The following is a 12,972-nucleotide window of genomic DNA, read 5'->3' on the forward strand; positions in this document are numbered from 1 at the left end:
CCGTGGCCTGCCTACCCTGGTTCAAGTTGCCCACCGCGTTGCCGTCGGACCCGCGCGTCCGGGCCCTGGAGCGCGCCGTCGGCCCGGCTGCCCTCGCCTACCTCGTTCGCCTCCGCGCCTGGCTGGCCTCGTACGCCCCCAGCGGCAGGTACTCCGGGCCCGAGCCCGTCCACGCCCTGGAGCGCGGGTGCGAATGGGGCGGCGAGGAGGGGGCCCTCGTGGAAGCCCTCGTACATGCTGGGCTTCTTGCTCGCGAAGGCGAGGCCCTCGTCGACTTGGAGTGGGCCGAGGAGCAGGCGGTCCACGCAGAGCGGGCCGCCTCCGAGGCCGCCCGGAAGCGGGCTGCTCGCGCTGCGAAGAAGGCTGCGGCGGACTCCGCGGCCCGGGCCAACGTCCCCGCCGCGTCCGCAGGACGTCCGGCGGACGTCCTGCCGCAGTCCCACGGACGTCCCACCGCTGTCCCGCCTGAGAAGGAGATAGAGAAGGAGAGGGAGACAGAGAAGAAGCAACCCCCTCACGCGCGCGAGGGCGAGCAGGCGCAGTCGCTGGGCCAGCAGGATCTACTGCCCCACGAGCCCCCGCCCAGCACGGAGCCGGCGCTGGGGGATCTGCTCGACGCCGACTTCCAGGCGCTGCGCGGGGCCGAGTACCGGCGGGACCGGAGCGACCCGGCGGCCATGGGCGAGCTCCTCGCCCGGGGTGCCCCGGCGGAGATCCGCCGCCGGTGGCGCATCGGCATCGCCGTCACCGGGTACGGGCGCTGCTCGAAGTGGGCCGATCTCGTGCGCTTCTGGAACGACCACGCGACGGCGCCGCCTGAGCGCTCTGGGGCCCGGCCCGGGAAGCCCCCCGCCCGCTCCCTCAACCGTGACGACTACCGCGAAGGCCCCGTGGAGGCCCTGTGAAGACGCCTGGAGAAATCATCGAGACCGCCCCCGGACGCTGGGGAGCGCCGCGCCTGGCGGAGTTGCTGCGCCGCGGGCTGGCCAACGCACGGAAGCGCACGCCGGAGGAACTGGCGGCGCTCGAGCGCGAGTGGCAGCAGCGCGAAGTGGAGGAGCGCCGGGCGCACGAGGCCGCCCAGGCGCAGACGTGGCCCATGCACCTCCGCCTGTGCGGCGCCCCGGTGGAGGCGGTGGCGGCCCTCACCGGCAAGGCGCCCCTGGCGACACCGGCGCTGGAGACGGCCCGCCAGGCGCTGAAGGAGCAGTTGCGCACGGTGCTGCTGTCCGGCTTCACGGGCGCCGGGAAGACGGTGGGCGCGTGCGAGCTCTTCCGCGCGGCGACGCGGGTGGAGACGCGCACCGGCCAGCGCCTGCCGGAGTGGGACTACAGCGCGGGCCTCTTCCTGCGCTGGACGCAGCTCAAGCGCGTCAGCGACTACCACGCCGAGGACCGGGCGCTGTACCACCGCGCGTGCACGGTGCGCGTCCTGGTACTCGACGACCTGGGCGGCATGCCGGGGGAGGCGCTGGGGGCCCGGCACCGCGAGCTGTTGGAGGAACTCGCCGACCGCCGGGACAGGCCTGGGTTGGTGACGGGCTACACCACCAACCTCTCCGTCCACGCTGTCGACGGAGCGCCGAGCGCCTTCCGCGCCTGGGCGGGGGAGCGCGTGGTGTCGCGCATGTGCCGCCGGGGGACGTACGTGCTGCGTGACTGCGGCACCCGGGACCTGCGGAAGGAAGGTGCCCCGTGAGCTGCAAGCCGAAGCGGCCCGAGGAGCGCGTGCGCTTCTTCCGGCGTGGCGCCACCACCGCGGAGGAGTTCCGCGAGCTGCGCACGCGGGCGATGGCGCGGGTGGCGCGCGGAGAGTCCGTCCGTGAAGTTGCCCGGGACATGAGCGTGTCCGAGGACACCATCAGCCAGTGGCTGTCCCGCGCGCGGAAGGGCCGCGGCCCCGGGCCCTACGTGCCGTCGCAGCGCCTTGCCTTCCACGGGCCCTGCGCGGAGCCCGGATGCGGGCGCCGGTGCGCCAGCAAGCACGGGTACTGCCAGAAGCACGCGAGCGTCTACGTGTACCGGGCCACCGGACAGGGGAGGGCGTCTTGAGCTCCGTCCTCCTGGCCTGCGGCAGCAGCGGCCTCCATTTGGGCCACCTCCCGGTGTTGCGCGCGTACATGCGGCGCTTCTCGGGGCACCCGGGGATGGGGCTCATCCACGGCGCTGGAGACCCGCGCAAGGTGGACGAGCCCGAGGCCTTAGGCGCGGACCGGTTGTGGGAAGTGGCGGCCGCCGTCGAGTGGCCCTGGTTCGACGTCCTGGCGGTGTCGCGCTACCCCGCGGACTGGAAGGGGCAGGGGCACCGCGCGGGCCCGCTGCGCAACGAGGCGATGCGCGATGCCCTCCGCGCGCTCGCCGCCCAGGGCCAGCGCGTGGGCTGGGTGGCCGCGCACACGGACCCGGGGCTGGGGCGTGGCACGCGGCACATGGTCAGCCTGTGCCGGGCCGAGGGGTGGCCGGGACGGGCGCTGATTCTCGCCGCCGACGGGCGGCTGCTTGAGGAGGTGCGGTGATGTCGACGTGCAGGGAGAGGATGACGAAGTGCCGCCGCTGCGGTTCCGTGATGCCGCAGGCGCGCATGGGTGCTCCGAGGAAGTGGTGCGGCAAGGCGTGCGCGGCGGCAGCGGAGACGCTGGGGCTGACTGGGCACGTCTGCATGGACGACCCGGGCCCGAAGTACGACGTGCCTCTGGACGGGTTCGACTTCCAGGCGAGCGAGCGGCGCCGTGAGGAGCGCATCGCCCGCGTCATCGCCGAGGGCGTGCCGCTGGCGGCGCTGCGCGAGCGCTTCGACTGCTCGGAGCAGGTCCTCCGCCGCGTGGCCGAACTCCGCGGGCTCACCATCCACACCGGACTCGCCGGGGGCATCCCGGTGCTGGGGGCGTGACATGCGCCACGCTGCGAACCGAGACGCCTGCGAGGGCGAGGTGGTGAAGGCGCTCCAGGCCGAAGGCTGGGGCGTCTGGAAGCTCTCCGCGAAGGACTTCCCGGACCTGCTGTGCGTCAGGAGCGGGCAGGTGCTGCTGGTGGAGTGCAAGAAGCTCGGCGGGGCGCTGCGCCCTGGCCAGGCGAAGCTGCACGCCGCGCTGCACGCGCTGGGCTTCCTCGTGGGCGTGGCCGGGGATGCCGTGGAGGCGCGGTCGGCCAGCGTCGGCGCTCCCGTCCGCACCTACCTCACGATGCCGGTGGAGGAGCGCGGCACCCGCGGGCCCCGTGGCGTCCGGCTGGCGGGCGGGGCCGTCCGGGCGAAGCGTGGAAGCCGGCGCACGGCGCCGCCTGGGCGGGCCCTGGACGTTCCAGGGCTCCCATCCCCTGGCCCAGGCGCGCCCGAAGCGATGGCGGCCCATCCACGGCCGCCACGCGCGAAGTCTGCCGGGGTGTCCCGGCAGCCGAAGTCCACCCAGAAGGACTGGAAGTCCCTGGCGACACCCGCCAGCTACCCAGCGAAGGAGGAGCCGTGAGCTGCATCGAAGGCAGGAAGCCGTGCAGGGTGCCGGGCTGCGACCGTGAGTCCCGGACCCGGGGGTTGTGCGTCGCCCACGAGCAGCGCGAGCGCCGCGGGAAGCCCCTGGACGGCCCCATCCGCGAACTGAAGCGGCGTCAGCGTGCGCACACCACCCAGAAGGCGGAGTCGCTGTCCGACGCGTGCCGGCTGTCCGGGTGTGGCCGGCCGAAGTGGCGGAAGGAGCTCTGCCGCGCGCACTACGAGCGGCAGCGGCAGGACCCCGGGAACTGGAGCGGCCCCGTCCGCGAGTACGGCACCATGGTGTACGCAGGTGACTTCGTGGCGCCGCAGGAGCAGGTGCAGGCCGTGGTGGACGAGGCGAAGCGCCGCGGCGTCTCCAGGAGCTTCGTTATGCGCGAGGCCCTGGAGGAGTGGTTCCAGGCCCGGAAGGCACCGACGGCGAAGCTGCCCCGGTACGCCCGCGAGCACGACGACGGCCTCCTGGGCCCGGAGGAGCCCGAGCTCGGCATGACGCCGGACGCGGCCCGGGCCCGCGCCGACGCCATCATCCGCCGCGAGTACGCCGAGGGGGTGCCGCTGTCCGCGCTGGAGGAGCGCTTCGGCGCGCGGGCGGGGGAAGTCGTCCGCGACATGCGCCGCCCGGGCACCCGCGACGAGCGCCTTCCCTTCGGGATGCCGGCATAGCCATGGCCTGCCCAGCCCAACAGCGGCCCGACGGGCCCCTCACCACGGAGCGCCAGGCGCTGGCCCGGCAGTGGATGCGGTACGCGCGCGGCGCCGCGCGCCGCTACTGCTTCGGCCGGCCCCGGCTGCTGGGACACCTGCAGGACCTGGAGGCCGCCGCCCTCCTGGGCCTCGTTGTCGCCGCTCAGCGCTGGCAGCCCGAGCGCAGCGGCTTCTACGCCTGTGCCCGCTGGTGGGTGCAGGCCGCGCTTCGCACCTACGACAGGCGGGGCTCGCGGGTTGTCCCGCTGTCGCAGACGGCCACGCACGGCGAGGCGCGAGAGGTGCCCCTTGAAACACGCCACGGGGGCGCGACGGAGGACCACGAGCGCCTCGACGAGCGCGTTGACGCCCGGCTCCACGGGCAGGCGTTGCTGGACCGCGTCACGCCTGAGGTGGAGTCCCGGCTGCGCGTGGCCGGCGGCCGGGGCGAGGGGCCTCGCCGTGCGGTGCAGGCGCTGCTGGCGGTGGTGCTGGACGGCACGTCCGTCGGCGACTTCGCGGAGCAGCGCGGGCTCCAGCGCCAGGGCGTCTACGTCGCGCTCAAGAAGGCCGGGGCCGCCTTCGAGTCCTGGGCGGCCGAAGTCCGCGGGGAGGCGTAGCCGTGGCCACGGAACTTCCGGAATACCAACGTCGCAGGAGGATGGGATGCGCGCTCCGAAGTGCGTGACGAGAGATGAGGCGGGCCGCGTGGTTTTCACGTGCGCGTGCGGCACTTCGTTTGCGAGGATAGGAACGGAGAAGCGCTGTCGACGATGTCGAATGGCGGGTCCGGCGACGCGCAAAGAGAGAGCAGATTGGGCGGCCCATGAAGTCGAGGCAGCAAATCGCGATCTCAGGGATGCGCGCTCTCTTCCATTCGGGCAACTCTTGCGAGCCTTCCGCCTGCGCGCGCAGAAGTCACAGGAGTTGGTTTCTGAGGCGATGGACATCCACCCCCATCATGTCTCGCTTATGGAGTCTGGTAAGCGCAGGCCGTCCATCGAACGCGTCGGTCAAATCAAGGACGTGCTGGGGCTTTCCCCTGATGAAGTCTCCCTTCTGGTAGACGCTGCTGCTCGGGCCAGAAAGCAGTTCCGGCTCAAGGCTGGGCTGAGTCGCGAGCATGACGTCCTGGCCGTCCGCCTCCTGCGCACCTGGGACTCGCTGACGCGAGACGAAGTCCAGGCGCTGCTGAGGGTGCTCGGGGGCGCGGTATGACCTGCCCGGCACCGGCGCGCACCTGCAGCACGACTGCATACCCGTGAAGCGAAGCAGCCCGCCCCCAGCGATGAGGAGCGGGCCGCTGCACTACAGGCCGAACGTGTACCGGACGCCTACGCCAGCCATCCGCTCGCGCTGGTTGGCCTCCGCGAAGCCGAAGAGGCCCAGGTTCTGCCGGATCCGCGCCCCGCTCTCCAGGCGCGCGTAGGCGCCAGTCAGGGAGGAGACGCCCGCCTGGGCCTCCAGGTAGCCGGTCCGCACCGGCACGTCGCTCAGCACTCGCGACAGCCCCGCGGCTACTGCTGCCCGCGGGGCATCGTAGGGACCGCGCCCTCCACGGCCGCCTTCGCGGCGACGGCGCCGAGTGCGACGGAGAGGGCCTGCTGCTGCACCTTCTCACCCGCCTTCTGCTCGCCGTGCAGCGCGGAGAACTGGAGCTTCACCAGCGCCTGCTCACCGGGCTTGAGCGGGCGCCAGCCGTTCGTCTTCATCCAGGTGTCGATGACCTCCAGGCCCTTGGCGGCCTTGTCCACCAGGTTCTCCTCCGGGTCCTCGGCGGCGATGTCCTCGACGACGTGGAAGGCGTGGTAGGCGCCCAGGGCGATGCGCCGCTTGCGGCGCTCGGTGAGCCAGGTGCCGCCGGCAAAGAGGCCGACGGCGCCCGTCACGGCACCGAGGGCGATGCCGATGGCGGTGGGCGTGAACAGCGCGTCCAGGGTGCTGGAGTTGGCGCCGGTGGACGCCAGGGCCACCGGCGCGGCGAGGACGACCGCGAGGCACGCGGCCAGGGTGAGACGCTTCTTCATGGTGATGCTCCATCGAAGAGGTGGATGGGATGCACCATGAAGAAGGGGTGTCTCAGACGCGCGGAGGCCAGAACCAGGTGCCGGGCTGGTCCGGCCCGCCGAAGGGCACGGTGCCGCGCCAGCAGTGCTCGCCGCCGTGCCCCGTGGCGGAGTTGAAGCCATCGTTCGGCCCGTCGCCGAGGATCTGGAGGTTCGGCATCATCGGGTCCGGCGCGCGCGTGGCCACGACGAGGGCTGGGCGCACCTCGCCCTTCCGGGGGCCAGCCTCGTCACCGAGGCAGTAGTGGACGATTCGGCCGATGGACGGCTTCTAGCTGGGCGGCACCGCGGACACGGACGCGACCGGCGTGTTGATAACCTCGGCGGCCGCGAGCCAGCCGGCGCGCACCAGCACGGAGCACTTCTCGAACGGCGGCAGCTCGGCGCCCGTCACCGCGGAGCGCCCGCCGGTGACGCTGCCATAGCAGGTGTAGAGCGTGAGGGCGGTGGCGAGCTTCCCGGGGCTGGCCTGGGCCAGGGCCTTCTCGGCGGCGGCGACGAGTTCGGGCGGCGGCGTGTACGGCGCGGGGGGGGGCGTGGACATGGGAGCTTCTCCTGGTGCGGCGGGTGGACTGCACGGCACCAGGAGGAAGGGGCGGCTCAGCGGCGTGGCAGCCAGCGCGGATGGTCGCACTGGCCCAGGCGCTTGCCGCACAGGCGGCAGTGGGGGTAGCGGGCCGTCACGACGTGAAGGGCAGCCGGCGGAAGCCCAGAACGTCGCTCCTGTACGCGACGCGCGGCTGCGTCTTCACGCGCGCGCCCGCGGCCTGGGCGTCGGCCAGGGTGAGCGTCTTGCTGCCGCCCCCGGACGCGCCCACCACCACGCCCGCGCCCACGTACACCATGACGTGGTCCGGGTCGGGCCGCGTCACCTCGCGGCCGTCGCCCGTCTTCGCACCCGCGCGCCCGTACAGCACCAGGTCGCCGGGCAGCAGCTCCGCTTCGCTCGCCACCGGCGCGCAGACGTCCCAGAGGCGGTCCGTGTTGTGCGTCGCCCGCCAATCCGGGCCACCCACCTCGTGCAGGCACCAGGTGACGAGGCCGGAGCAGTCGAAGAGTCGCTGCTCGACGCCGGGCGCGCGGAAGCCCTTCGCGCCCCAGCGGTACGGCGCGCCCATCTGCTCCAGCGCCAGGGAGAGGAAGGCGGAGCGCTGTGAAGTGGTCGTCATGAAGACTCCGAGGGCGCGCGGGATGGGCTGGTGCCGGCGGCGCGCCACGCGGCCAGAACCAGGAGGACGCACGCCGAGGTGACGTGCGCGGCGAAGCACAGAAGGCTCAAGGGGCGGACCCGACGTCCTTGGGGCTGACGGCCTGAGCCGCGCGCTGGAGCTGGCGCCCAGCGTCGCGCTCACCCAGGAGCAGGGTGACGTGGTTGGCCATGCTGTTGAGCTGGGGGCGCGCCCCGCCCATCCAGTCCTCGAGGGCGCGGAGGCGCAGGTCCAGCAGCTTCAGCATCGCGCCGTGCTCGCTCACCACGCGCAACTCGGCCTTGATGTCGCGGACGTCCTGCGCCACCGCGGTCACGGACTGCACCAGTAGGGGCACCTGGTCGGCCGCCGCCTCGTGCTTCGTCTGCCGGCGGGACAGCATCCCGTTCAGCAACGGCACCAGGAGCTGGCCCACAGCCAGGACGAGGACGGCGCCGAACTCAGGGCTCATGGGGGGCATGCCCGGACAGAAGGGGCGGCGTCATCCGGGAGCACGTGGATTGCGCGGCTCCGCTGGCGCCCACGGCGTCCAGGCCCAGCGCGACACAGCGTCCGGCAGGCCCGGGACGAGCTCGCGCCGCCAGCGCTTCCCGTCTGCGCCGTGATGGAAGCCGCGCGGGATGTCGGCGCCGGAGGGACACCCAGGGACCGGACATGGCAGGTACAGCGGACCGGCGCGTGCGCACGGGCAGCGCGTCACGGAGCGCGCTCCAGGCGGCGTTCAACCCGCGCCAGCGCGGCGTAGAGCAGGAGCCCGGCGACGTCGGCGCGCATGGCCGCGTCCATGTGCCCATCCGAAAGCAGCACGCTGCCCCAGCACAGGAGGCCCAGCGCGGCGACATCCAGGAGTCGCACCACCACGAGGACCTTCGGACGGAGTGCGTCCGCCAACGTCGAGTGAGTCACCATGCTGAAGGGGAAGGGGCGGGGCGGCATCAGCCGTGCACCACGCGCGCGTGTGGTGCACCCCGCGCCACGTTCCACGCGAGGCCCTCCCGAGTGAAGCCCTACTTCCAGTCCGACACCATCACCCTGGTCCACGGCGACTGCCGAGACCTGCTGCCCGGACTCCCGTCCGAATCCGTGGACGTCCTGCTCACCGACCCGCCCTACGGCATGGCCTACGAGGCCAAGGGCCGGAGCGGCGCCGCTATCCGCGCGGACGGCTCCCGCCAGGGCATGCGCGTCTTCCGCCAGGCGCTCACCGCGGCCGGCCCCGCGCTGAAGGCGGATCTGCACGCGTTCGTCTTCTGTCATTGGCAGAGCTGGCCGGACTTCTTCGACGCGGCGTCCTCGCACCTGCGTGCGCGCACGAGAGACAGGCGGATCCGGAATGCGTCAAGGATGCCCATCACAGCCCCAGTTCCTTGCGCCATCCGGGCACGTGCACGTCCAACTCCGTCGGTCCGAAGCCACCGCGCTCGGCGAGCCGCTCCAGAGACTGGCTGGTGCCGTAACGCCGCGAGTAGTTGGCGTAGGCGCGCTCGGCCAGATTCCACGCGATGGTCCTGGGTATCCCGTTGTCGAGGTCCTTCTGAATCACGAGCAGCGGGAAGCGGCGCTCGTTCATCGCGCGGCCTCCGCCTCGCGGCCGTCCGCATCCCATCCGTACCAACCGAGGTGGAGGCGGCCGATGCCTTCCTGTTTGCGCTCCGGCTCCACGTGGTCGTTGAACAGCAGCCCATCCAGGAAGGAGGCCACGGGGTACAGCGCGCCCACCTCACGCCCCTCCTGGTCCGTCAGTGTCATCCGCCCGCGAGGCTGGGCGCTGCGCACGACCACGTCAGGGTGCCGCGTGCAGTGCAGTTCGAAGGCGCGGTGCTCGTCTCGCTCGGTCAGGGCGCCATCGACCAGGACATGGCGGAGGAGGATGCCGTCGCGGGGATGGGCGACGGCGACCCGGTCAATCTCCCGGCCCTCGGCATCAAGGACCCGGGCAAGGATGCAAGAGCAGCCGCACGGAAGCGGGGTGCCCACGCTGGCGTAGTAGGTCGCGAACTGGTCGATCATGCCCGGGAGAAGGGGCGCCGGACTCAGGTGGGGGGGGGAAGTGGCGCTCGCTCATCGCCGTCCCCCAAGGGCCTGCTGCATGGCCAGGAAGGCGGCAGCTCCGTACTCGTCCGCGCGCAACTCCTCGCGCCAGTCGTTGCGGAGGGAGCGCAGCGGGCGACCGGAGATGTGCCCCACTTCGTGGCCCAGGACGTAGGCGACGCGCAGACGGTCCGCCCGAGCGCTCGCCCACCAATGCACGACCGGCGTCTTCTTCTCCGTCTCCACGAAGGCCCAGCCGCCCATCTCGCGGATGCTGGCGAGCATCGCCGGCCACTCCGCGATGTCGTCCGGCTTCGCGCCCATGGGGCCGAAGAAGGCCCGGCCCAAGCACTGCGGCGTGCGATGCCGCACGAAGCGCACGCGCGGAAGGCCGCGCTTCAGTCCGCCGATGATGAGCGCGCTGGCCGGGCCAGGCTTCCGTCTCGTCCCGCTGGTCATGCCCGCGAGAAGGGGTGGCGTTGGCACGCGTCGTGGCGGGCAACGGCCGTGCCACGGGACCATGTAGGATAAGGGGTGATTACAGTCCCATTGAACAGGGCGAGCCGCCCCCTGGGGTGGGAAACCCACATGTGCGCCTAAAAATTGGATTGCTCGGCGCGCTGCAATCTTGCGATGCGAATTCCTCGCGGTTTTTCCGAGGGGAACTGACAGACGACCCCCCATTTTTTGGGGCCCTGCGCGTTCCTGGCGGCCCGCAGGCGTGTTCGGCGCCTTCGCACGTGGCCGCGTCCGGCCCGAAGTCCGCGTGCGCTGGTGGCCCGCTGGCGCCCCTTCTGGCGAGCATGACCACTCTCGACCAGCAGCGACGCCTCCAGCAGCTTGCCGACGACCTTCGCGGATGCGACCTCGTCGTCTACCCGGTGACCGGCCCCGGCTTCGCCGGCCTGGCGCTGGCGGCGCGCGACGGTTCAGGCCGCACTGCGACTCTGAGCTTCGACGACGCCCTCCGGGCGCGGCTCGGACCGAGCCCGCGGGGACTCGTGATGGCCGCGCGCGCCGCCCTCGGTCTTCCCGCCAGCGCCGACCAGGCCGAGCCGTCCGACGTGGACCGCAAGGTGGGCGGCTTCCACATCGAGGTGAGCGCTGACATCTCCAACGCCGCCGCCGAGATCAAGGCGCTCGATGCCCAGATCCAGGAGACGGCGGACGCCATGGCCAAGGTCTCGTCCGGCCCCGTCGCCCCGTCCGACCTCACGGGACTCATCAACGCGTCGGCGGCTGCCTTCCGTGCATTGTTGGTCCGGGACAACTCGGGCCGTTACGTGGACGAGAATGTGATGAACCAGGTGGCCGACGACGTCGCCGCCATGGTGGCCTACGCGCGCGCCATCGCCTGCCGCGAGTAGCCGCCCCTTCTGGTGGGGGTGTCCCCCCCGCGCGGCTACAGCCCGAAGCCCCCCTCCGGCAGTCCGGCCGGAGGGAAGCGCGCGCAGAAGTACTCCGGGCCCGCCAGCACCCTCACGTACAAGATTCAGACGGCCATCATCGCGGAACTGCGCCAGGGCGCTACGAAGCGCATGGCGGCCGCGCTCGCGGGCACCACCGAGGCGCGGATCCAGAACTGGCTGCGCCGTGGGCGCGAGGCCATCGAGGGCGGCAAGCGCAGTCGCTACACCGAGTTCGTTGTGGAGGTGGAGCGCGCCCAGGCCGAGTTCCAGAAGAGCCGGGTGAAGGACGCGCTGGACGCCATCAGCGACAAGACGATGGACGGCCGCGGCGCCCGCTGGTTCCTGGCGGTGACCGCGCCCAAGGACTTCACCATCCCGCGCGAAGCCACGGCGCCCACGAGCGCCGGGTTCGGGCCCGTCTTCGAGTTCGTCACCCCGGACGAGGCGCGCGCGAAGCTGGACGAGAAGCTCGCCACCTTCATCGCGCAGCACCTGAAGGCCGAGTCGCTGAAGGATGCGCCGCCAGAGCCCCCGTCCGAGGACGGCGATGGGGACTGACGCGGGCGTTGCACAGGCCGGAGAGTCACTGCTCGACGGCATCCCCGTCATCACAGCGGACACCCACGGCCACCACTCCGTCATCCAGCAGGCGGCGCTCGCGGTGTCGGCTTCGACGGGCATCGCCACGGGCTTCTCGGGCGCGCTGGGGCTCACCGCCCAGGACCTGCTGCTGCTCTACTACGAGCACTGCTACTGGCTGCGCCCGGTCCAGCGTCCGCCCGAAGTCTTCCGCACCTGGTTCTTCATGGGCGGGCGTGGCACCGGGAAGACGTACGCGGGCGCTGCCGCGGTCATCGACGAGGCCCGCGCGGACCCCGAGGCGCGCATCCTCATCGTCGGGCCGACGTACAGCGAGATCGTGAAGAACCAGTTGGAGGGGACGAGCGGCGTCCTCACCATCTCCCCACCCTGGTTCTACCCGCGCCTTGAGAAGTCGCGCCGCCGCCTCGTCTGGCCCAACGGCGCGCAGGCCACGTGGCTGCCGGCGAAGAACGCGGACAAGTTCCGCGGGCACCAGTACACGTTCATCTGGGCGGACGAGCCGGTGGCGTGGAAGGGTGACGCTGTCGCCGTCTACAAGGAATGCCGCGCCGTCAACCGCCTCGTCAGCTCGCGCATGCGCACGCGGGGCCTGTCGGCGCGCATGGTCATCACCACCACGCCCGCGCCGACGGTGCTCTTCCGGGAGATGCTCAGCGACCGGGATGGACTGGTGCTCGCGCGGAGCTCCACGCTGGAGAACATCGCGAACCTGGACCCAGCCTACGAGCGCTACGTCCGGCGCGTGATGCATCTGCCTGAGGGACGGCGCGAGTTCATGGGCGAGCTGTCCTTCGACCTCGACCCGGCGCTGTACCGGGGCGTCAGGTGGAACGACTCGCGCGTGAAGCCGAAGGACGCGCCGAAGGAGTACGACGCCATCATCGTCTCGGTGGACCCGGCCACCGGCGAGAAGAAGGGCGCGGACATGCACGGCATCATCGTGATTGGCATCCGCCTGGAGAAGGACGGGCTGGACCACGTCTACGTCCTGCAGGACGCGTCGCTGCGCACGCCGGAGCCGGAGGCCTGGGCCCGCGAGGCGGTGAAGTGCTTCAACGCCTGGGCGCCCGCCGCGAAGAAGCGCACCAACGGGAAGCCCAACGCGTGGGTGTTCGCGGAGAGCAACACGGGCGGCTCCATGGTGAAGAGCACCATCCGCACCGTGGAAAAGGTGAAGGTGCTCACCGAGCGTGCCATGCAATCGAAGGCCGAGCGCGCATCCCCCGTCTCCTCCTACGCGAAGGCGGGCCTCGTCCACATGGTGGGCAAGCACGACAAGTTGGAGGCGCAGCTCGCGAAGTTCACCGGTCAGGAGGGTGGGCACGCGCGAGATGACCGGGCGGACGCCTTCGCGTGGCCCATCTACAAGTACGTCATCCCGAAGCGCCGGAACGTGGGCGCGGCGGGCCGCGTGCGGGGCACGGAGGACGCGGTGTTTGAGGATGTGTCGGACAACGACGAGTAGCGTCCCGCCCCTTCTG

The 12,972-nt window shown here is 71.9% G+C and carries 22 protein-coding genes; 12 read left to right on the plus strand and 10 right to left on the minus strand.

Features of this window, described 5'->3' with window-relative positions; all coding sequences use genetic code 11:
- Positions 1–2: 2 nt before the first annotated feature.
- From K8612_RS07410 to K8612_RS07450, 9 genes are all read left to right on the plus strand, one after another.
- Positions 3–905 (plus strand): hypothetical protein, encoded by a 903-nt coding sequence (locus K8612_RS07410; protein ID WP_223761754.1) that lies wholly within the window; start codon positions 3–5, stop codon positions 903–905.
- Positions 902–1,699 carry a hypothetical protein gene (locus K8612_RS07415; protein WP_223761755.1) on the plus strand — a complete coding sequence of 266 codons (798 nt, stop codon included), beginning with the start codon at positions 902–904 and terminating at the stop codon, positions 1,697–1,699. Before K8612_RS07410 ends, K8612_RS07415 begins: the two co-directional genes overlap by 4 nt.
- Complete coding sequence (locus K8612_RS07420; RefSeq protein ID WP_223761756.1) at positions 1,696–2,052, plus strand: helix-turn-helix domain-containing protein; 357 nt, start codon at positions 1,696–1,698, stop codon at positions 2,050–2,052. The genes K8612_RS07415 and K8612_RS07420 overlap by 4 nt, the downstream gene beginning before the upstream one ends.
- Positions 2,049–2,516, plus strand: a complete 468-nt coding sequence (locus tag K8612_RS07425) for a hypothetical protein (RefSeq protein WP_223761757.1) — start codon at positions 2,049–2,051, stop codon at positions 2,514–2,516. Before K8612_RS07420 ends, K8612_RS07425 begins: the two co-directional genes overlap by 4 nt.
- Positions 2,516–2,890, plus strand: a complete 375-nt coding sequence (locus K8612_RS07430) for a hypothetical protein (protein WP_223761758.1) — start codon at positions 2,516–2,518, stop codon at positions 2,888–2,890. The genes K8612_RS07425 and K8612_RS07430 overlap by 1 nt, the downstream gene beginning before the upstream one ends.
- Position 2,891: 1 nt before the next feature.
- Positions 2,892–3,464, plus strand: a complete 573-nt coding sequence (locus K8612_RS07435; protein WP_223761759.1) for a hypothetical protein — start codon at positions 2,892–2,894, stop codon at positions 3,462–3,464.
- Positions 3,461–4,153: a hypothetical protein gene (locus K8612_RS07440; protein WP_223761760.1), complete on the plus strand. Its 693-nt coding sequence runs from the start codon at positions 3,461–3,463 to the stop codon at positions 4,151–4,153. Before K8612_RS07435 ends, K8612_RS07440 begins: the two co-directional genes overlap by 4 nt.
- A gap of 2 nt (positions 4,154–4,155) precedes the next feature.
- Complete coding sequence (locus K8612_RS07445) at positions 4,156–4,794, plus strand: hypothetical protein (protein WP_223761761.1); 639 nt, start codon at positions 4,156–4,158, stop codon at positions 4,792–4,794.
- A 160-nt stretch (positions 4,795–4,954) separates the two neighbouring features.
- A complete protein-coding gene (locus tag K8612_RS07450) occupies positions 4,955–5,392 on the plus strand; it encodes a helix-turn-helix domain-containing protein (protein ID WP_223761762.1) in 438 nt (145 codons plus the stop codon).
- A gap of 90 nt (positions 5,393–5,482) precedes the next feature.
- Here K8612_RS07450 and K8612_RS07455 read toward each other — a convergent pair whose 3' ends face one another.
- From K8612_RS07455 to K8612_RS07500, 10 genes are all read right to left on the minus strand, one after another.
- Positions 5,483–5,674: a hypothetical protein gene (locus K8612_RS07455; RefSeq protein WP_223761763.1), complete on the minus strand. Its 192-nt coding sequence runs from the start codon at positions 5,672–5,674 to the stop codon at positions 5,483–5,485.
- A 17-nt stretch (positions 5,675–5,691) separates the two neighbouring features.
- Positions 5,692–6,201 carry a hypothetical protein gene (locus K8612_RS07460; RefSeq protein ID WP_223761764.1) on the minus strand — a complete coding sequence of 170 codons (510 nt, stop codon included), beginning with the start codon at positions 6,199–6,201 and terminating at the stop codon, positions 5,692–5,694.
- A 52-nt stretch (positions 6,202–6,253) separates the two neighbouring features.
- On the minus strand, positions 6,254–6,445 hold the full coding sequence (locus K8612_RS07465; protein WP_223761765.1) for a hypothetical protein: 192 nt from the start codon (positions 6,443–6,445) through the stop codon (positions 6,254–6,256).
- A gap of 66 nt (positions 6,446–6,511) precedes the next feature.
- Complete coding sequence (locus K8612_RS07470; protein WP_223761766.1) at positions 6,512–6,784, minus strand: hypothetical protein; 273 nt, start codon at positions 6,782–6,784, stop codon at positions 6,512–6,514.
- A 136-nt stretch (positions 6,785–6,920) separates the two neighbouring features.
- Positions 6,921–7,409 carry a C40 family peptidase gene (locus tag K8612_RS07475; protein ID WP_223761767.1) on the minus strand — a complete coding sequence of 163 codons (489 nt, stop codon included), beginning with the start codon at positions 7,407–7,409 and terminating at the stop codon, positions 6,921–6,923.
- Positions 7,410–7,515: 106 nt separating this feature from the next.
- Positions 7,516–7,899 carry a hypothetical protein gene (locus K8612_RS07480; RefSeq protein ID WP_223761768.1) on the minus strand — a complete coding sequence of 128 codons (384 nt, stop codon included), beginning with the start codon at positions 7,897–7,899 and terminating at the stop codon, positions 7,516–7,518.
- Positions 7,900–8,144: 245 nt separating this feature from the next.
- Positions 8,145–8,384 carry a hypothetical protein gene (locus K8612_RS07485; RefSeq protein WP_223761769.1) on the minus strand — a complete coding sequence of 80 codons (240 nt, stop codon included), beginning with the start codon at positions 8,382–8,384 and terminating at the stop codon, positions 8,145–8,147.
- A gap of 415 nt (positions 8,385–8,799) precedes the next feature.
- Positions 8,800–9,018, minus strand: coding sequence for a hypothetical protein (locus tag K8612_RS07490; RefSeq protein WP_223761770.1), 219 nt, complete (start codon positions 9,016–9,018; stop codon positions 8,800–8,802).
- Positions 9,015–9,458, minus strand: a complete 444-nt coding sequence (locus K8612_RS07495) for a hypothetical protein (protein WP_223761771.1) — start codon at positions 9,456–9,458, stop codon at positions 9,015–9,017. The genes K8612_RS07490 and K8612_RS07495 overlap by 4 nt, the downstream gene beginning before the upstream one ends.
- 51 nt (positions 9,459–9,509) lie before the next feature.
- Complete coding sequence (locus K8612_RS07500) at positions 9,510–9,860, minus strand: hypothetical protein (RefSeq protein ID WP_223761772.1); 351 nt, start codon at positions 9,858–9,860, stop codon at positions 9,510–9,512.
- A 422-nt stretch (positions 9,861–10,282) separates the two neighbouring features.
- On the opposite strand from K8612_RS07500, the gene K8612_RS07505 reads away from it, so the two are divergent.
- From K8612_RS07505 to K8612_RS07515, 3 genes are read left to right on the plus strand one after another with little or no spacing between them, the layout of a single operon-like run.
- Entirely contained in the window at positions 10,283–10,846 is a 564-nt protein-coding gene (locus tag K8612_RS07505; RefSeq protein WP_223761773.1) for a hypothetical protein, read from the plus strand.
- A gap of 18 nt (positions 10,847–10,864) precedes the next feature.
- Entirely contained in the window at positions 10,865–11,446 is a 582-nt protein-coding gene (locus K8612_RS07510) for a hypothetical protein (RefSeq protein WP_223761774.1), read from the plus strand.
- Entirely contained in the window at positions 11,436–12,956 is a 1,521-nt protein-coding gene (locus tag K8612_RS07515) for a terminase large subunit domain-containing protein (RefSeq protein WP_223761775.1), read from the plus strand. Before K8612_RS07510 ends, K8612_RS07515 begins: the two co-directional genes overlap by 11 nt.
- The last annotated feature ends 16 nt before the right edge of the window (positions 12,957–12,972 follow it).

The organism is Corallococcus sp. AS-1-6 (assembly GCF_020037015.1).
Taxonomy (GTDB): domain Bacteria; phylum Myxococcota; class Myxococcia; order Myxococcales; family Myxococcaceae; genus Corallococcus.

Excerpts from the sequence above, each read along its gene's own strand:
- K8612_RS07480 (WP_223761768.1), bottom strand. The coding sequence starts at position 7,899 with ATGAGCCCTGAGTTCGGCGCCGTCCTCGTCCTGGCTGTGGGCCAGCTC.
- K8612_RS07450 (WP_223761762.1), top strand. The coding sequence starts at position 4,955 with ATGGCGGGTCCGGCGACGCGCAAAGAGAGAGCAGATTGGGCGGCCCAT.
- K8612_RS07445 (WP_223761761.1), top strand. The coding sequence starts at position 4,156 with ATGGCCTGCCCAGCCCAACAGCGGCCCGACGGGCCCCTCACCACGGAG.
- K8612_RS07430 (WP_223761758.1), top strand. The coding sequence starts at position 2,516 with ATGTCGACGTGCAGGGAGAGGATGACGAAGTGCCGCCGCTGCGGTTCC.
- K8612_RS07470 (WP_223761766.1), bottom strand. The coding sequence starts at position 6,784 with ATGTCCACGCCCCCCCCCGCGCCGTACACGCCGCCGCCCGAACTCGTC.
- K8612_RS07505 (WP_223761773.1), top strand. The coding sequence starts at position 10,283 with ATGACCACTCTCGACCAGCAGCGACGCCTCCAGCAGCTTGCCGACGAC.
- K8612_RS07495 (WP_223761771.1), bottom strand. The coding sequence starts at position 9,458 with ATGATCGACCAGTTCGCGACCTACTACGCCAGCGTGGGCACCCCGCTT.
- K8612_RS07515 (WP_223761775.1), top strand. The coding sequence starts at position 11,436 with ATGGGGACTGACGCGGGCGTTGCACAGGCCGGAGAGTCACTGCTCGAC.
- K8612_RS07475 (WP_223761767.1), bottom strand. The coding sequence starts at position 7,409 with ATGACGACCACTTCACAGCGCTCCGCCTTCCTCTCCCTGGCGCTGGAG.
- K8612_RS07490 (WP_223761770.1), bottom strand. The coding sequence starts at position 9,018 with ATGAACGAGCGCCGCTTCCCGCTGCTCGTGATTCAGAAGGACCTCGAC.
- K8612_RS07460 (WP_223761764.1), bottom strand. The coding sequence starts at position 6,201 with ATGAAGAAGCGTCTCACCCTGGCCGCGTGCCTCGCGGTCGTCCTCGCC.
- K8612_RS07485 (WP_223761769.1), bottom strand. The coding sequence starts at position 8,384 with ATGCCGCCCCGCCCCTTCCCCTTCAGCATGGTGACTCACTCGACGTTG.
- K8612_RS07435 (WP_223761759.1), top strand. The coding sequence starts at position 2,892 with ATGCGCCACGCTGCGAACCGAGACGCCTGCGAGGGCGAGGTGGTGAAG.